Here is a 16959-nt window from a genome sequence, read left to right on the forward strand (position 1 = left end):
TCACATCACCTGCCCGAGGACGGGGGCGTCGTGCGCGACGCCCGGACCGACGAGCCGCGCGAGCTCCTCGACCTGCAGGACCATCCACGGGCTGAAGGCCCAGGGGGTCGCGGCCACGGCACGCCCGAGGTCGGTGACGTCGACCCATGCGCGGTCCATCACCTCCGCCGGGTCCGGCATCGGTGCCGAGCGCGTCGTGGCGAACCAGACCGGGCACAGCTCGTTCTCGACGACGCCCGACGCGTCGACCGCGCGGTACCGGAAGCGGGGGAGCATGAGCTGCAGGTCCTCGATCTCGATGCCGAGCTCCTCGCGCCCACGGCGGGCCACCGCCTCCTCGGCGTCCTCGCGCGGCCGGGGGTGGCCGCAGAACGAGTTGGTCCAGACACCCGGCCAGGTGCGCTTGGACAGCGCGCGTCGCGTCATGAGCACGTGGCCGTCGTCGTCCAGCACGTAGCAGGAGAACGCGAGGTGCAGGGGGGTGTCGGGGCCGTGCACCGACGTGCGGGGTGCGTGGCCGCGCGGGGTGCCGTCGTCGTCGAGAAGGACCACCAGGTCCTCGATGTGCGTCACCGTCACGTCGACCTCCGTCGATCGAGCTGCTCCCGCAAGCGATTGCTAGATCGGGAAGTTACTTCCTGGGTTAGTATGCACGTCATGCAGGTAGCCGCCAAGCCGGAGCACTACTGGTACGACGACGCGCGCGGCGTCGCCGAGATCCTCGAGGCGGTGCGAGCGTTCCGCCGGGCCGACCAGGGGATGAGGCGCCGCACCGCGGCCGGGATGGCGATGAACGAGACGGACATGCGCGCGCTGCAGATCGTCATCGGACGCGAGCTGCACGGGCGGCCGACGAGCCCGCACCACCTCGCACGCGAGCTCGACATCACGAGCGCGGCGACCACGAAGCTGCTCGACCGGCTCACCGCGTCCGGGCACCTCGAGCGTGAGGCGCACCCCACGGACCGACGCGGCGTCCTGCTGCACTCGACCGACCACGCGCACGACGAGGTCCGCGAGCGGCTCGAGCGCATGCACCGCCGCATGGCGGAGGTCGCCGCCGCCGTCCCGGTCGAGTCCCAGCCTCACGTCGCCGCCTTCCTCCGGTCGCTCGCCGACGTGCTCGACGACGAGGACGCGACCGCCCCCCTCACGCCCGCCGGGGGTGCACCCACCGCGTGACCGTGGTCACGTCGGACAGGTTCGCGGCCCGAAATCCCCCTGGTGGGGACGCCCGTCCGACTATCGTGCGGTGAACGGCCGCGCGCGTCGACCTCTGCGCGCGTCGGCACCGGGAGGGGGCGGGGTGAGCCAGGACCAGGCACGTGCCGGGGGGCGGGGCGCACCGTCGTCGTCCGTCGACCTCGCGGGTGACGCCCGACGCAGCCGCCGGCGCCGCGTCCTGCGCGAGGTGCTCCTCGTCGTCGCGCTGTACGCGGGCTACTCCGCGACGCGCCTGGCGGCGACCGGGGCGTGGGAGCCCGCCGCGCGGCACGCCGCGTGGATCGTCGACGTCGAGCGCTGGATGGGGCTCGACGTCGAACGCTCGTGGAACCTGTGGCTCGCGCACCACGGCTGGCTCGAGGTCGCGGTCTCCTACTGGTACCAGTCGATGCACTACCTCGTGACGCCGACGGTGCTGGTGGTGCTGTTCATCCGACGCCCGCTCGTGTACGCCCCGGCCCGCACCGCGCTGATGTCGGCGACATTCCTCGCGCTGTTCGGCTACTTCTTCGTGCCCACCGCACCGCCGCGCCTGCTGCCCGGCTACGTCGACACCGTCTCGGAGGCGTCCGTGCACGGCTGGTGGCCGTCGGTCGCCGAGCAGGCCGCGAACGGCGCGTCGTCCGTGACCAACCAGGTCGCCGCCATGCCGTCGATGCACGTCGGGTGGGCCCTGTGGGTGAGCCTCGTGCTCGCGACCGTGGCCCGCGGGCGGCTGCTCAAGGTCCTGTCGTTCGGGTACGTCGGGCTCACGACCGTCGTCGTCGTCGTCACGGCCAACCACTGGGTGCTCGACGCGGTCGCGGGCGCGGCCCTGGTGCTGGTCACCTGGTTCGTCTCGTTCCGTCGGTACGGCTGGTGGGCGAGCAGGAAGGCCGAGCGTGCCGAGCTGGGCGCGCTGACGCCCGTGCCGGACGTCCCGGTGGAGGCCGCGCCGCCGGTCGCACTGACGCATGCGGTCGACGCGGCCGCCGTGCGCCGCGCCGGTGGCGACGACACCGCACCTGCCTGACCCCGACGACGCACGTGCGCCTCTCGTGGGCGGCGCGCCCCGTGCGCGCGTGCGATGGCATAGCGTGCACGTGGCAGGTGCGGCGCCGAGCTGCACGCACCTGGACTTCGACGTGAGCATCGACGTGTGTGGAGGTTGACGATGACGGAACCCGCCCCCCTGAGCCCGCCGCTCGTGCTGGAGGCCCCGGCGCCGCTCGCGCCGGTCGCCGCCACGCAGGCGCCCGCGATGGCGCCGCGCATCGACGACGCGGCGCTGCCTGGCCTCGACGCGAAGGTCGACCAGTACGTCGCCGGCCTGGCCTCCGCGCAGACCGGCTCGCCGGAGTTCGCCGCCAAGGCGGACGACGTCCGGCTCATGGGCGACTCCGAGATCCGGGCGGCCGCGGACACCTCCAACCGGCTGCTGCAGATGCCCGTCAAGGAGCTGCGCGGCGGTGGCGTGTCCGGCACGTCGAAGGTGAGCGCCTCGCTCCTGGACCTGCGTCGCACGGTCGAGGACCTGGACCCGTCCGAGGCGAGCACGGGCAAGAAGATCCTCGGCTTCCTGCCGTTCGGCCGCACCATCACCGACTACTTCCGCAAGTACGAGAGCGCGCAGAAGCAGATCGACGCGATCGTCCGCGCGCTGTACAACGGCCAGGACGAGCTGCGCAAGGACAACGCCGCGCTCAACCTCGAGAAGCAGCACCTCTGGGCCACGATGACGCGGCTGCACCAGTACATCTACGTCGCGGAGAAGCTCGACGCGCGCCTGTCCGCGATGATCGCCGAGCTCGACGCGACGGACCCCACGCGCGCCAAGGCGATGCGCGAGGACGTGCTGTTCTACGTCCGCCAGAAGCACCAGGACCTGCTCACGCAGCTCGCGGTCTCGATCCAGGGCTACCTGGCGACGGACATCATCATCAAGAACAACCTCGAGCTGATCAAGGGCGTCGACCGCGCGACGACCACCACGGTCTCTGCGCTGCGCACCGCGGTGCTCGTGGCGCAGGCGCTCAACAACCAGAAGCTCGTGCTGGACCAGATCAGCGCGCTCAACACGACGACGTCCGCGATGGTCGCCTCGACGTCCAAGATGCTGCGCGAGCAGTCGGTCGAGATCCAGTCCCAGGCGGCGAGCTCGACGCTGGACATCCAGGCGCTGCAGCAGTCGTTCAACGACATCTACGCGACCATGGACGCGATCGACGAGTTCAAGGTCAAGGCGCTCGACTCGATGTCCCAGACCATCGGCGTGCTCGAGACCGAGACCACGCGGGCGCGCGAGTACATCGACCGCGTCTCGCGGTCCGACGCGCACGGCGCGGCTGCCAGCCCGCTCGACATCGGCTGAGCCGGCCGCGCCGAGCACGGCCACGAGAAGGGGAGCACGCGCCGAGATGGGCTGGTGGGACGACCTGACCGACCGACTGCGTGGTCGGGAGCCGGACGAGCCCGCGGCGCCTGCGCCGCCAGCGCCGACGTCCGCGGAGATCGTCGAGGCGGTGCACGCGGTCGAGCGCGACGTGGCGGGCCGCGTGCCCGCGGCCGTCACGGCCCGCGTGCACCGCATCGCGCGCGTGGTGGAGGAGATGGCGCCGCGGCTGGACCGCCTGGGCGTGGGGAGCAGGCAGGCCCACACCGTGGTCGCGACCGCGACGAGCTACCTGCCCGAGGCGGTGGGGACGTACCTGCGCCTCCCGCGCGACTTCGCCGACCGGCGCGTGGTCGCCCAGGGCAAGACGTCGCTCATGCTGCTGTGCGACCAGCTCGACCTGCTGGGCGCGACGCTCGGCCGGATCTCGGACGCGGTCTCGCACGAGGACGCGGATGCGCTCGTGGCGCACGGACAGTTCCTGGCGGAGAAGTTCGGCACGTCGGCGCTGCAGCTGCCGCCCGACGGCCCGGCGGTGGCGTCATGAGCGCCGCGCGTGCGCTGCGCGCGGCGCTCGACACGCTCGTCGACGTCGGCGTCGCGGCCGGCCTGCCCGCCGCCACGGTGCGCGACGAGGGCGCGCGGCTCGCGGCCGCGGTCGCGGAGAACGTGCCGGGTGCGCCCGCGCCGTGGCTCGAGGCGGTCGACGCGGCGGGCCCGGGCCTGCAGCCGTTCTTCGCGGCCGCGCAGCGCGGGCGCCGTTGGCGGACCGCACCCACGGACCTGCTGGTCTCGCTCACGGGCGCCGGTTCGCCGCTCGCCGAGCCGTACGCGCGGGCGCTCGGCACGGTCGTCTCGGCGGCGTGCGACCTGGGGGACGCGAGCCTGGACGTCATCGCCAACGCGTCGACGACCGCGGCGGTGCACCTGCAGGCAGCCCGGGGGCTCAGCGCGGACCGGCCCGGTCCGACCGTCGCGGACCTGACGCACGCGCACCCCGGCCGACAGGTGGCCGACCTGTCCGGCGTCCGCCTGCCGGACCCGTTGCTGCCCGCGACGTCCCTGCCCGCGACGTCCCTGCCCACGGCTTCCGTGCCGCCGGGCGCGCCGCAGTGGCAGCCGGGGCCGCAGACCGCGGCGTCGCCCGAGGCCGCACCCGCGTCCGCGAGCGGCGAGCCGCAGGAGCCCGAGCGCACGCTCGAGGACCTCCTCGCCGAGCTCGACGCGCTCATCGGGCTGCGCCGCGTCAAGCGCGAGATCCGCGAGCAGGCGCAGCTCCTGCGCGTCGAGAAGCTGCGCACCGAGGCGGGGCTGACCAGCCCGACGATCACGCGCCACCTCGTGTTCCTGGGCAACCCCGGGACGGGCAAGACGACGGTCGCGCGCCTGGTCGCGGGCATCTACCGCGCGCTGGGTCTGCTCGCGCAGGGGCACCTGGTGGAGGTGGACCGCTCCGAGCTCGTGGGCGGCTACCTGGGGCAGACCGCGGCCAAGACCTCCGAGGTGGTCGGCACCGCGGTGGGTGGTGTGCTGTTCGTCGACGAGGCGTACGCGTTGACCGGTGACCAGTACGGCACGGAGGCCGTCAACACGCTGGTCAAGGACATGGAGGACCACCGCGACGACCTCGTGGTGATCGTCGCCGGGTACCCCGTGCCGATGTCCGAGTTCCTGGCGACCAACCCGGGCCTCGAGAGCCGGTTCGCGACGACGATCACGTTCGACGACTACGACGACGACGAGCTCACGGCGATCTTCGAGCTGTCCGCGGCGAAGGCCGACTTCGTGCCCACGCCCGAGACCGTGGCGCGGTTCCGCGAGATCGCGAGCACGCAGGTGCGCGACGAGGGGTTCGGCAACGGCCGGTGGGCACGCAACCTGCTCGACAAGGCGATCATGCGGCACGCGTGGCGCCTCCGGGACGTGCCCGCCCCGACGCTCGACGAGCTGCGCGCGCTGCTGCCGGAGGACCTGGTGGAGGCGGCCGAGGCCGACGACGAGACCGTGGTCGCCGAGTCCTCGACGGTCGCGGCCGACCTGACCGACGGCTCGACCGGCCCGGAGGGGCCGGCCGAGGCCGAGGCCGGCGCCGCGGCCGATCCGGCCGACGACGTGAAGGGACCGGCATGACGTCACCCACGCGCGCGGCGCCCGCCCCACGCCCCGCCGGCCCCGCTGCCACGTCGAGCCGGACGCCGAGCCGCACGCCGAGGCGCCTGCGACTGGCGGCCGCGGTCGCGGCGCTCTCGTGCCTCGCGGTGGGCGTCGCGGCGCTGGTGGGGAGCCTGGCCCAGGCCGCAGCCCTGCAGGACGCGGTGGCCGACACCGACCAGCAGATACGTGCGCTCGAGGTGCGCAACGACCTCGTCGCCGCCGACGCGCTCGCGACGAACGCGTTCCTGGTCGGGGGCCTCGAGCCGACCGAGCAGCGCGCACGCTACGACGCGGGACTGGCCAGCGCCGCGGCGGGCGTGACGGCCGTGTCGGGTGCCGACGCGTCCGACGCTGCTGCGCTCGGCGACGTCAACGGTGCGCTCGGCACGTACGCCGGGCTCGTCGAGCAGGCGCGGGCGAACAACCGCCAGGGCTTCCCGGTCGGCGCCGCCTACCTCGAGGCCGCATCCTCGGGGCTCCGGACCGACGCACTGCCCGGCCTGGACGCGGTGGTGCAGGTCAACGCGGACCGCGTGGGCGACGCGTTCGGCACCGCATCGGTCGCGCAGGTCGTGCTGGTGGTCGTCGTCGGTGGCGCCGTGGTGCTCCTGGGCGTGCAGGTCTGGCTCGCGCGCCGCACGCGGCGCCGGCTGAACCGCGGGCTCGTCCTGGCCACGCTGCTCGTCGTGGTGGCGTGGGTGACCGTCGCGTCCAGCCTGCAGGACGGCGCGACCGCGGCCCGTCAGGTGCGCGACGGCAGCTATGCGCGGACCGTCGCAGTCGCGCAGGCGTTCAGCCTCGCGAACGACGCCAAGGCGATGGAGTCCTTCACGCTGATCAAGCGCGGGTCGGGGCAGGCGTACGAGGAGTCGTACCAGGAGTCGGTGGCGCAGGCGCGCGCGCACCTGCGCCGCGGGGCGGACGCCGCGGTGGTCGCGGCGTTCGAGACGTGGGCCGGCCGGCACGCGGAGATCCGTGCGCTCGACGACGAGGGCGACTGGGACGGTGCGGTCGCGCTCACGACGAGCACCGCCGCCGACGCACCCAACGCCGCGTTCGACGCGTTCTCGTCGGCGACGCTCGCCGCCGTCCAGACGGGTGCGGCGACGGTGGGTGACGAGCTCGACGACGCACGGGTCCGGGCGGAGCGCACCGCGTGGGCCGCCCTGCTGGCCTGCGTGCTGGCGGGCGTGGCCGCGCTGTGGGGCTTCAGCGCGCGACTCAAGGAGTATCGATGACGGACACGACGACGCGCGTCGGGCGCCGGCTGCTGCGCTCCGCGCTGCCCGCGGTGCTGGCGGTGGCGCTCGCGCTCGGCGCGTGCACGCCCAGCCGCACGGCCGAGGTGCCCACGCCGGCGGCGAGCGCGTCGAGCGCACCCGCGGCACCGCCCGCCGCCGCGCCGACGTGCTCGGACCTCACGGCCTCGTACGCACCCGACCCCGACACGCTCGACGGGGACAGCGCCTCGATCCGGGAGATCCGCGAGCGTGGCCGGCTGGTGGTCGGCGTCTCCGCCGACACGTTGCTCATGGGTGCACGCAACCCGCTGTCGGGCCGCATCGAGGGCTTCGACATCGACATGCTGCGCGCGGTCGCGGAGTCGATCTTCGGCGACCCGGACCGCATCAGCTACCGGGTCATCACGTCGGGCCAGCGGCTCGACGTGCTGCAGGACGGCTCGGTCGACCTCGTCGCGCGGACGTTCTCGATCACGTGCGAGCGCTGGGACGAGATCGCGTTCTCGGCCGAGTACCTCACCGCCGGTCAGAAGGTCCTGGTCACCCGCGACTCGACCGCGACGGGCATCGCCGACCTCGACGGCCGCCGCGTGTGCGCACCGGACGGCACGACGACGCTCGCGCGGCTGGCCGAGTACCCGGGTGTCGAGGCGGTCCCGGCCGCGACGCACACGCGCTGCCTGGTGCTGTTCCAGCAGGGCAAGGTGGACGCGATCACGGGTGACGACACGATCCTGGCGGGGTTCGCGGCCCAGGACCCGTACGCCAAGGTCGTGGGTGACGCGATCAGCGCGGAGCCGTACGGGATCGGTGTCGCGGCCGACGACGTGGAGCTCGTGAAGTACGTCAACGCGGTCCTGGACGAGGTCAAGGCCGACGGGCGCTGGGAGGCGAGCTACCGCACGTGGCTGCGCGCGCTCGGAGAGGCACCCGAGCCCCCCGCGTCGGTCTACGGGCGGACGGCCCCGTGACCGCTGCGTCGGCGGGTCGGCCCGTGGACCCGCCGCAGGCCCCCGGGCACCTGGGCGAGGCGATCGCCGCACCCGAGCTCCTGACGTACCTCGCGGCGCTCGAGCGCTGGGCGGCCGACCGCCGCGGCGAGCTGGACCGGCTGGACGCCGCGGCCCGCGCGTCACGCACACCCGACGCGTTCACGGCGGACGTGGTGCTCGCGATGACCATGTGGCAGTCGATCCGGGACCGGCTCGACCGGCTCGCGGCGGTGTGGGACTCCGGCCGCGCGGACGCGGTGGCGCGCGAGCAGATGTCCCAGCTCATCTGGGGCCGGCTCGACGCGGGACGCGGCTCGGCCCAGGTCTCGCTGGTCGAGGCCGTGACGCTGTGCGACGCGATGCTCGACCAGCTGCGCGACCGGCTCGCGTTCGACCCGGGCTCGGCCGACGAGGCCGCCCGGCTGCGCGCCGTGCGCGCCGCCGTGGTGCGGTGCGAGGACCTCGCGACGCAGGAGCCCGCGCGCACCGCGATCGCCCGGCTGCGCGAGCGCGAGCTGCACCTGTCCACGCAGGCGCAGCGCGGAGCCGACGTCGCCGGGCCGCTGGGTGAGCTCGAGGTCGAGGTGGCGCGAGCCGAGCGCGACCTGATCGTCGAGGTGTCGCAGCGTCGCACGCTCGCGCGGCAGCGCACGGACGCCCGCGCGCTGCTCGACGCGCTCGAGACGCGTGAGCCCACGCTGCGCGACCTGGCCGACCGGTGCCGGCGTGAGGTGGTGCAGCCGCCCAACCTCGCGGTGCCCGACGTCTCGCGGCTGGGCGACGTGCCCGACGCGCGCGAGCGGCTCGAGGCCTTCGTCGAGCGGCTCCGCACCGTGCAGCGGGCGTTCGACGCGGTGGCCGAGGCGTACAGCGCGCCGCTGCGTGAGCGCGCGGAGCTGCGCTACCGGCTCGACGGCCTGCGGGCGCGCGCGGACGCCAACGGCCGCAGCTCCTCGCCCACGGTCCGGTCCGGGTACGACGAGGCGCGTGCGGCCGTCGACGCCGCGCCGTGCGACGTCGTCCTCGCGCGGTTCCTGGTCGAGCAGTACGAGTTCCTCACCCGCGACCTGCCCGCGCACGGGCCGAAGGGAGCCGAGCGATGACGGCCTGCACCGAGCCCGGTTGCACGGGGACCTACGAGGACGGGTACTGCAACGTCTGCGGCGCGCCTCAGGCGCCCACCGCACCCGCGCCGGTCTCGCCCGCCGCCGGACCGTCCGCGACGTCGCTGCTGGGCACGGGGATAGCGGGCGGCGGGGGCACCGCGCGCCCGACGAGCGCAGCGCCCGGCCCCGACCGGGACGAGCGCTCGACGCGCACGGGTCGCACCAGCTCCAGCCGCCTGGCCACGGCCGCGCTCGGCTCGGCCCGCACGAGCGCGGGGGGCTCGCGCACGACGCGCCGCGTGGGGACGAGCTCGACGCGACTGCGCGGTCAGCGGCTGGGCGCCGGGCTGACCGCGGTCCCGCCCGTGCCCGTGCGCGACCCGCTCCAGGTGGTCATGGCGGACCCGCAGGTCCCCGAGCGCAAGCGGTTCTGCCCGCAGTGCGGGACGCCCGTGGGGCGCGAGCGTGACGGCGTGCCGGGCCGCACGCAGGGCTTCTGCCCGCAGTGCGGCACGGGCTTCGACTTCGACCCGCGCCTCGTCGCGGGCGACGTGGTCGGCGGTCAGTACGAGGTGGTCGGCTGCCTCGCGCACGGCGGGCTCGGTTGGATCTACCTGGCGCGGGACCAGAACGTCTCGGGCCGGTGGGTGGTGCTCAAGGGCCTGCTCAACGCGGGGGACGCGGACGCCTACGCGGCGGCCATCGCCGAGCGGCAGTTCCTGGCCGAGGTCGAGCACCCGTTGATCGTCGAGATCTACAACTTCGTGATGCACGACGGTGCGGGCTACATCGTCATGGAGTACGTCGGGGGCACGTCGCTCAAGCAGATGCTGACCGCGCGGCGGGACGCGAACGGGGGAGTGAACGACCCGCTGCCCGTCGACCAGGCCATCGCGCTCGTGCTCGAGGTGCTGCCCGCGTTCGCCTACCTGCACGACGTGGGCCTGCTGTACTGCGACCTCAAGCCGGACAACGTGATCCAGCAGGGCGACGCGGTCAAGCTCATCGACCTCGGCGGGGTCCGTCGGATCGACGACCTGCAGTCCGCGATCTTCGGGACGGTCGGGTACCAGGCACCCGAGGTGGCCGAGGTCGGGCCGTCGGTGGCGTCGGACGTCTACACGGTGGGGCGCACGCTCGCCTCGCTCGTGCTCGACTTCCGCGGGAACACCACGACGTACGTGGCGGCGCTGCCACCCGTCGCGGAGACCCCGGTGTTCCAGACGTACGACTCGTTCTACCGGCTGCTCGCCAAGGCGTGCGCGCCGGACCCGTCGGACCGGTTCGCGACCGTCGACGAGCTGCGCAACCAGCTCCTGGGCGTGCTGCGGGAGGTGGTCGCGGCCGACCGCGGACCCGGGAACCCGGCGCTGCACTCCGCGGCCTCGGTGCTGTTCGAGCCGCCGACCACCGATGGCGCGACCGCGCCGCTGCGGTGGGACGAGCTGCCCGCGCTGCGGGTCGACCCGGGCGACCCGGCGAGCGGGTGGCTCGCGGGCGTCAGCGTGAGCGACCCGGTGCGGCGCATCGAGGCGCTGGGCGCCGCGCCGGACGACTCGGTGGAGGTCCGGCTCGCGCGCGCGCGTGCGGGCATCGAGGCGGGCCGCTCCGAGGTGGTCCGGACCGCGCTCGCCCAGGTGCTCGACGAGGACCCGTGGGAGTGGCGGGCTGCCTGGACCGACGGGCTCGCGCAGCTCGCGGCGGGCGACGCGCTCGCGGCGCGCGCGAGCTTCAACGCGGTGTACGGCCAGGTGCCGGGCGAGCTCGCGCCCAAGCTCGCGCTGGCCGTGTCCTGCGAGCTCTCGGGCGAGCCCGAGATCGCGGAGTCGCTGTACGTCATCTGCGCGCGCTCGGACGCCAACTACACCGCCGCGGCCGCGTTCGGCCTCGCGCGGATCCGGGAGGCGCGCGGTGACCTCGACGGCGCGCTCGGTGCGCTCGACCTCGTCACGCCCACGCGCAGCTCGTTCGTCGCGTCACGCCTGCGGCGCGCGCGCCTGCTCGCGGCGTCGGACCGCGGCGTCGCGGGCCTGGCGGACGCGCTGCAGGGTCTCGACCGTCTGACGATCGAGCCGCAGGAGCGGGTGGACCTGAGGATCTCGGTGTTCGAGGGAGCGCTCGAGGCCGTGCGGCGCGGCGGTGTGCGCCCCGGCCAGCGCATCGCGGACGTCCCGGCCGACGAGCCTGCGCTCCGCGACGCGCTCGAGGCGGCGTACCGCGAGTCCGCGGTGCTCGCGCCCACGCGTCAGGAGCGCGTGGCGCTCGTCGACCGCGCGAACGCCGTGCGTCGGTGGACGCTGTGGTGAGCGGCGCCCCGGTGTGCGCGTCGTGCGGCGCCGCGGCGTCCGCGGACGCACTGTTCTGCGAGGTCTGCGGTGCCCGGTTGGCGTCCGAGCCCGCCGGGCCGGCGGACGCCCCGCCCGCGACACCCGTCACGCCGACCGGCGCCGTCCCGGCACCGGCGCCCGCCGACGTCCCGGGCGGCCCCGGGGCGTGCCGCGCGTGCGGCGGCACGATCGCGGCCGACGGGTACTGCGAGCTGTGCGGGCAGCCCGCCGCCTCGGCACGTGACCACTGGTCCGAGCGACCCGCCCCGCACGTGGGGGGCGTGTGCGACCGCGGGGTCCGCCACCACCGCAACGAGGACGCCATGGCGCTCGCGGCGCACGGTGAGTTCGCGGCGCTCGTCGTGTGCGACGGCGTCTCGACCGCGCGCGACTCGGACGTCGCGAGCCTCGCCGCGACCCGTGCCGCGCTCGACGTGCTGCTCACGGGCGCGCCGCAGGGTGCGGCACCCGTCTCGGGCCCGACCCCCGCACGCGCCGGCGCGTGGTCGGCGCTCGTGCGCGCGGCCGCGGTCGCGGGTGACGACGCGATCCGCACGACGATGTCCGGGGCACCCGCCGACGGAGCCGGGCCCGGGGCTCCCGACGACGTGCCCTCGTGCACGTTCGTCGCGGCGGTGCTCGACGGTGACACGCTCGTCGTCGGCTGGCTCGGGGACTCGCGCGCGTACTGGTTGCCCGACGCGGGCCCTGCCGAGCAGCTCACCGCCGACGACTCGTGGGCGGGCGAGCTCATGCTCCAGGGCGTCCCGCGCGCCACGGCCGAGACGTCGCCCCAGGCGCATGCGATCACCCGCTGGCTGGGCCCCGACGCGCACGACGTCGTCGCACGCACCACCGCGACGGTCGTCGACGAGCCCGGCTGGGTCCTGGTGTGCTCGGACGGGCTGTGGAACTACTGCTCACCCGCCGAGGACCTGTCCCGCCTGCTGCGGGCGGCCGCGGACCGGGTCGGCACGGCACCCGACGCGCTCGCCGGTGCGCTCGTGACCTGGGCGAACGAGCAGGGCGGACGCGACAACGTCACGGTCGCGCTGGCCCGCGTCGACGCCGCGGTCGCGGCCCGGCCCGGCGACGGGTCGTCGGATAGCCTCGTCGCGGGCACCGCCGTCACGAACCCACCGACGAAGGATTGAGCGTGGCAGTCTTCACCGCCGAGGTCTTCCAGAACGAGTTCCTGCCCGCGGGCGGGACCGACGTGCACGCGATCGTCACCGTGACCGGCAGCGACGTCGGCTCGGCGCGCACCGCGTCGGGCGGTGTCGCCGAGATCATCATGATCGACACGTCCGGCTCGATGAACGGCCGCAACCTCGACGCCGCCAAGCACGCCGCCCAGGTCGCGGTCGACCAGATCGTCGACGGCACGTGGTTCGCGATCATCGGGGGCAGCCACGTCGCGCAGCGCCTGTTCCCGTACCCCAACGCGCCGCGCGACATGGTGCAGATGGAGCCGGCCGCACGTGCCGAGGCGAAGCGGGCGATCACCACGCTCCTGCCGTCGGGCGGCACCGCGATGAGCACGTGGCTCGCGCTGGCGGACCGGCTGTTCGCGACCGTGCCGCACGCGTCGCAGCGGCACGCGATCCTGCTGACGGACGGCAAGAACGAGTCCGAGCCGCGGGCCGCGCTGTCGGCCGTGGTGCGGCAGGTGACCGGCCACTTCCAGTGCGACGCGCGCGGCGTGGGCGCGAGCTGGCAGGTCGACGAGCTGCGCGAGATCTCGACCGCGCTGCTCGGCACGGTGGACCTCATCGCGAGCCCGGAGGACATCGCGGCGGACTTCCAGGCGCTGGTGCAGCAGTCGATGTCCAAGGGCGTCGCGGACGCCGAGCTGCGCGTCTGGGCGCCCCAGGGCGCTCAGGTGCTCTTCGTCCGGCAGGTCTCGCCCACGGTCGAGGAGCTCACCGCGCGGCGGACCGAGGTCAACCCGCTCACCGGCGCGTACCCCACGGGATCCTGGGGCGACGAGTCGCGCGACTACCACGTGGCGGTGCGCGTCGCCTCGAAGCCCGTGGGCACCGAACAGCTCGCGGCGCGCGTGCAGCTCGCGGTCGGCGGTCAGGTGCTGACCTCCGGCCTGGTCAAGGCCCGCTGGTCCGACGACGACGCGCTGACCGCGCGCCTGAGCCCCGAGGTCGCGCACTACACGGGCCAGGCCGAGCTCGCGTCCGTGATCCAGGAGGGCCTCGCGGCCAAGGCGGCCGGCGACGAGGCGACGGCCACGGTCAAGCTCGGCCGTGCCGTGCAGCTCGCGCAGCAGACGGGCAACGAGGAGGCGACGAGCCGGCTGCGGCGGGTCGTCGAGATCGACGACCCCGACCAGGGGACCGTGCGCCTGCGCAGGAACACGGACAGGCTCGACGAGATGGCGCTCGACACCGCGTCGACCAAGACCACGCGGGTGCGCCGGTGAGCGTGCTCTGCCCCGACGGCCACCGGTCGCAGGCGACGGACTACTGCGACGTCTGCGGGGCGCCGATCCCCCACGCACCGGTCGCACCCACGGCGCCGCCGACGAGCGCGTCGACGGCCACGTCCACCGGCGCGTCCACCGGCGCCGCCACGGCGTGCCCGCACTGCGGGTCGCCCGCCGCGGCGGGAGCGCTGTTCTGCGAGAACTGCGGATACGACTTCACGACGGGGGCGACCCCGAGCCCGATCCCGCCGGGGGCCCCGGTGGCCGTGCCGGTGGAGCCGACCACGGGCGCGGTCCCGGCCGTCGTCGCGGCGGGAGCACGCGCCACACCCGACCCCGACGGCGTCGCACCCGGTGCCGCGGCACCCCCGCAGGCGGCAGCCGAGGACCCGGCGCCGGGCGTCCCGCAGGAGGCCTCCGCGCTGCCCACGCCGACGATCCCGGGTGGCGAGGTGTGGGTCGCCGAGGTGTGGGTGGACCCCGACTGGTACGCGCTGCAGACCCCCGAGGACCCGCTGCCGTCGGTCGGGCTGCCGCAGCTCGTCACGCTGCGCACGCGGTCGGCGCTCGTCGGGCGCCCGTCGGTGTCCCGCAACATCCACCCGCAGGTCGACTGCGGCAGCGACTCGGGCGTGTCCCGGCGGCACTGCCAGCTGAGCACCGACGGCCAGCGCTGGTGGGTCGAGGACCTGCAGTCGTCGAACGGCACGCACGTCGCGCGCGTGGGGGACCCGTTGCCCACCACGCCGATCCCGCCCGGCCAGCGCGTCGAGCTGCAGGACGGCGACCGCGTGTACGTGGGTGCCTGGACGCGCATCGTCGTGCGCGAGGCACTGCCGGGCGAGGTCTGACGCGCCCGGTCCGCGGGCCGGCCGACGGGCCACGCGATCGGGCGAATCGCCCCTGCTCGGGGTGGTTCCTGCACGTCGGGGGCGCGCTCCGGCGCTAGGCTCCCGGGCGACCGGACGCCGCGGCCCTGGGCCGCGACCAGGCGTCATCGGGGCCCCATCGGGCCCGACACCAGCAAAGGGGAGCCGTGGCCGTCCTCACCGCGGACAAGAAGGTCCTGCACGCCGATCTGGAAGGTGACTCGCTCCGGGCCGCGTCCGGCTCGATGGTCGCCTACACCGGCAAGGTCGAGTTCAAGTCGGCCGGCATGGGTGGTGGCGGCGGGCTCCGTGCCGCGATCCGCCAGCGCGTCGCCGGCGAGTCCATCTCGCTCATGACCTGCAGCGGCGCCGGCCGCGTCTACCTCGCGCAGAACGCGATGGACGTCACGGTCGTGCAGCTGCAGAACGACCGGCTCACGGTCGAGTCCGAGCACATCCTGGCCGTCACCGACGGGCTCCAGCTCGACGTGCAGTTCGCGGGCCTGCGCGGCATGACGTCGGGCCAGGGGCTCGCGACCACCACCGTCACCGGCACCGGCCAGTGCGCGATCCTCTCGGAGGGCCCGCTCATCGCGCTCGCCGTGAACCCGGGCGAGCCGCTCGTCGTCGACCCCGACGTGTACGTCGCCGGTACGGGGCAGACGCAGATGAGCCTGGTCTCCGGGGTGTCCTGGCGCTCGCTGGTCGGTGAGGACGGCGGCGAGCCGTTCTCGCTGCGGTTCGAGGGCCAGGGCATCGTCTACATCCAGCCGGCCGAGCGCTGAGGGGCACCGGAATGCCGTTCGAGAAGGTCAACAGCAAGGTCGTCCGGGTCCCCGTGACGGCACAGAGCCCGGTGCTCGCGCGTCGCGGTGCGATGCTCGGCTACACGGGCCAGGTCGCGTTCCGTCCGATCCACGGCCAGGGCCAGGGCGTCGGCGGGATGATCGGCACCGCGATGGCGGGCGAGTCCAACCCGATGATGGCGACCGAGGGCACGGGCTCCGTGCTCTACGGGTTCCGCGGTCTGCACGTCACGGTCATCGAGCTGACGGGCGACTCGCTCACCGTCGAGGCCGACCGCCTGCTCGCGCACGACGCGAACCTGCAGACGTCCGTCGAGTTCATCGGCCAGGGCGGCATCCGGTCCGCCGTGCGCGGCGCGATGACCGGGCAGGGCCTGTTCACCACCCGCATCTCGGGTCAGGGCTCGGTCGCGCTGCTGTCGCACGGGGGCACGTTCCCCCTCCAGCTCACCGGCGAGACGGTCGGCGTGGACCCCCAGGCGTACGTCGGGCACACCGGCGCGCTCAACGTCGACCTGAAGGCCAGCGTCGGGCTGCGCGACATCGTCGGGCGCGGCTCGGGTGAGGCGTTCCAGCTCCACGTGTCCGGTCACGGCACGGTGTACGTCCAGGCCTCGGAGGAGAAGTTCTGATGATCAGTGGCATCGACAGCACGATCCTGGACGCCCGCAGCCTGCCGGCGAACGACAACGTCAACCCGTACGCCTTCTCGATCGACCTGAACGGCGAGTGGTTCACGTCCAAGGGCGCGATGATCGCCTACTACGGCACCATCGACTTCTCGGGCATCAGCGCGTACGCCTCGCGTGCCGCGTGGGTCGCCGCGCGGTTCTCCTCGCCCCTGTACGCGCAGGACTGGGTGGTCGCGTCGGGGCACGGCAAGCTCGTCATCGGCGACCGTGGGAACGACATCAACTCCTACGACCTGGACGCCGGCAACCTCACGATCAAGCAGACCAACCTGCTGGCCTTCGAGACCGGTCTCGAGCTCAAGCAGTCGATCGTGCCCGGCTTCGTCACGCTCATCGGCACCGGCAAGTTCCTCGCGTCGTCCAACGGCCCGGTGATCTTCGTCGAGCCGCCGTTCCGGGCGGACCCCGAGGCGCTGCTCGGCTGGGCCGACTGCCCGTCGCCCAGCCAGCACTACGACTACAACTGGATGGCCCAGTCGCTCATGGCGGGCGTCCAGGGGATGTTCGGCCGCAACTCGGGCGAGGAACGCCAGTACGACTTCACCGGAGCCGGCACGGTCCTGCTCCAGTCGTCGGAGGTGCAGCGGCACGACCCCGCGCTGCTGCGCATCGTCGAGGCACAGACGCAGATGCTCGACAACCGGTCCGCGGGTCAGCTCGGCCAGCGCCTGGTGGCACGGGCCCAGCAGCAGTGACGTCCGGCCGGCGACGTGCGGCGGCCCGCCGCGCGTCGCCGGCCC

The 16959-nt window shown here is 74.3% G+C and carries 16 protein-coding genes and 1 pseudogene; 16 read left to right on the forward strand and 1 reads right to left on the reverse strand.

Annotated elements, in window-relative coordinates; all coding sequences use genetic code 11:
* Positions 1 to 579: an isopentenyl-diphosphate Delta-isomerase gene (idi, locus tag CELGI_RS07665; RefSeq protein ID WP_013883555.1), complete on the reverse strand. Its 579-nt coding sequence runs from the start codon at positions 577 to 579 to the stop codon at positions 1 to 3.
* A 78-nt stretch (positions 580 to 657) separates the two neighbouring features.
* Between idi and CELGI_RS07670 the strand changes: the two genes are divergently transcribed.
* The 16 genes and pseudogenes from CELGI_RS07670 to CELGI_RS07740 all read left to right on the forward strand — a co-directional run bounded on the left by CELGI_RS07670 (position 658) and on the right by CELGI_RS07740 (position 16914).
* Complete coding sequence (locus tag CELGI_RS07670) at positions 658 to 1182, forward strand: MarR family winged helix-turn-helix transcriptional regulator (protein ID WP_245528187.1); 525 nt, start codon at positions 658 to 660, stop codon at positions 1180 to 1182.
* A gap of 124 nt (positions 1183 to 1306) precedes the next feature.
* The gene (locus CELGI_RS07675; protein ID WP_013883557.1) at positions 1307 to 2236 is read left to right on the forward strand and encodes a phosphatase PAP2 family protein; all 930 of its coding nucleotides are present in this window, start codon (positions 1307 to 1309) and stop codon (positions 2234 to 2236) included.
* Between the two features lie 141 nt (positions 2237 to 2377).
* Entirely contained in the window at positions 2378 to 3574 is a 1197-nt protein-coding gene (locus CELGI_RS07680; protein WP_013883558.1) for a toxic anion resistance protein, read from the forward strand.
* Positions 3575 to 3620: 46 nt separating this feature from the next.
* Positions 3621 to 4142 (forward strand): hypothetical protein, encoded by a 522-nt coding sequence (locus CELGI_RS07685; protein ID WP_013883559.1) that lies wholly within the window; start codon positions 3621 to 3623, stop codon positions 4140 to 4142.
* Positions 4139 to 5725 (forward strand): AAA family ATPase, encoded by a 1587-nt coding sequence (locus tag CELGI_RS07690; RefSeq protein ID WP_013883560.1) that lies wholly within the window; start codon positions 4139 to 4141, stop codon positions 5723 to 5725. The genes CELGI_RS07685 and CELGI_RS07690 overlap by 4 nt, the downstream gene beginning before the upstream one ends.
* On the forward strand, positions 5722 to 6987 hold the full coding sequence (locus tag CELGI_RS07695; RefSeq protein ID WP_013883561.1) for a hypothetical protein: 1266 nt from the start codon (positions 5722 to 5724) through the stop codon (positions 6985 to 6987). Before CELGI_RS07690 ends, CELGI_RS07695 begins: the two co-directional genes overlap by 4 nt.
* Positions 6984 to 7961, forward strand: a complete 978-nt coding sequence (locus CELGI_RS07700; protein ID WP_013883562.1) for a glutamate ABC transporter substrate-binding protein — start codon at positions 6984 to 6986, stop codon at positions 7959 to 7961. Before CELGI_RS07695 ends, CELGI_RS07700 begins: the two co-directional genes overlap by 4 nt.
* Positions 7958 to 9085: a hypothetical protein gene (locus tag CELGI_RS07705; RefSeq protein ID WP_150104689.1), complete on the forward strand. Its 1128-nt coding sequence runs from the start codon at positions 7958 to 7960 to the stop codon at positions 9083 to 9085. Before CELGI_RS07700 ends, CELGI_RS07705 begins: the two co-directional genes overlap by 4 nt.
* A complete protein-coding gene (locus CELGI_RS07710; RefSeq protein ID WP_013883564.1) occupies positions 9082 to 11394 on the forward strand; it encodes a serine/threonine-protein kinase in 2313 nt (770 codons plus the stop codon). The genes CELGI_RS07705 and CELGI_RS07710 overlap by 4 nt, the downstream gene beginning before the upstream one ends.
* Positions 11391 to 12569 (forward strand): PP2C family protein-serine/threonine phosphatase, encoded by a 1179-nt coding sequence (locus CELGI_RS07715; RefSeq protein ID WP_245528188.1) that lies wholly within the window; start codon positions 11391 to 11393, stop codon positions 12567 to 12569. Before CELGI_RS07710 ends, CELGI_RS07715 begins: the two co-directional genes overlap by 4 nt.
* A gap of 2 nt (positions 12570 to 12571) precedes the next feature.
* The gene (locus CELGI_RS07720) at positions 12572 to 13849 is read left to right on the forward strand and encodes a VWA domain-containing protein (protein ID WP_013883566.1); all 1278 of its coding nucleotides are present in this window, start codon (positions 12572 to 12574) and stop codon (positions 13847 to 13849) included.
* Between the two features lie 2 nt (positions 13850 to 13851).
* Positions 13852 to 14037, forward strand: a pseudogene (locus CELGI_RS17815) (phosphopeptide-binding protein); the annotation flags it as partial.
* Positions 14038 to 14112: 75 nt separating this feature from the next.
* Positions 14113 to 14703, forward strand: a complete 591-nt coding sequence (locus CELGI_RS07725) for an FHA domain-containing protein (RefSeq protein ID WP_245528190.1) — start codon at positions 14113 to 14115, stop codon at positions 14701 to 14703.
* A 185-nt stretch (positions 14704 to 14888) separates the two neighbouring features.
* Complete coding sequence (locus CELGI_RS07730; RefSeq protein WP_013883568.1) at positions 14889 to 15506, forward strand: AIM24 family protein; 618 nt, start codon at positions 14889 to 14891, stop codon at positions 15504 to 15506.
* Between the two features lie 11 nt (positions 15507 to 15517).
* Complete coding sequence (locus CELGI_RS07735; RefSeq protein ID WP_013883569.1) at positions 15518 to 16159, forward strand: AIM24 family protein; 642 nt, start codon at positions 15518 to 15520, stop codon at positions 16157 to 16159.
* On the forward strand, positions 16159 to 16914 hold the full coding sequence (locus CELGI_RS07740) for an AIM24 family protein (protein WP_013883570.1): 756 nt from the start codon (positions 16159 to 16161) through the stop codon (positions 16912 to 16914). Before CELGI_RS07735 ends, CELGI_RS07740 begins: the two co-directional genes overlap by 1 nt.
* Positions 16915 to 16959 lie beyond the last annotated feature (45 nt).

It is taken from the genome of Cellulomonas gilvus ATCC 13127 (assembly GCF_000218545.1).
In the GTDB taxonomy this organism is placed as follows: domain Bacteria; phylum Actinomycetota; class Actinomycetes; order Actinomycetales; family Cellulomonadaceae; genus Cellulomonas; species Cellulomonas gilvus.

What these genes read in the sequence shown, in the direction of transcription:
- CELGI_RS07695 (WP_013883561.1), top strand. Translation starts at nt 5,722, where the DNA reads ATGACGTCACCCACGCGCGCGGCGCCCGCCCCACGCCCCGCCGGCCCC.
- CELGI_RS07685 (WP_013883559.1), top strand. Translation starts at nt 3,621, where the DNA reads ATGGGCTGGTGGGACGACCTGACCGACCGACTGCGTGGTCGGGAGCCG.
- CELGI_RS07700 (WP_013883562.1), top strand. Translation starts at nt 6,984, where the DNA reads ATGACGGACACGACGACGCGCGTCGGGCGCCGGCTGCTGCGCTCCGCG.
- CELGI_RS07690 (WP_013883560.1), top strand. Translation starts at nt 4,139, where the DNA reads ATGAGCGCCGCGCGTGCGCTGCGCGCGGCGCTCGACACGCTCGTCGAC.
- CELGI_RS07710 (WP_013883564.1), top strand. Translation starts at nt 9,082, where the DNA reads ATGACGGCCTGCACCGAGCCCGGTTGCACGGGGACCTACGAGGACGGG.
- CELGI_RS07735 (WP_013883569.1), top strand. Translation starts at nt 15,518, where the DNA reads ATGCCGTTCGAGAAGGTCAACAGCAAGGTCGTCCGGGTCCCCGTGACG.
- CELGI_RS07670 (WP_245528187.1), top strand. Translation starts at nt 658, where the DNA reads ATGCAGGTAGCCGCCAAGCCGGAGCACTACTGGTACGACGACGCGCGC.
- CELGI_RS07680 (WP_013883558.1), top strand. Translation starts at nt 2,378, where the DNA reads ATGACGGAACCCGCCCCCCTGAGCCCGCCGCTCGTGCTGGAGGCCCCG.
- CELGI_RS07740 (WP_013883570.1), top strand. Translation starts at nt 16,159, where the DNA reads ATGATCAGTGGCATCGACAGCACGATCCTGGACGCCCGCAGCCTGCCG.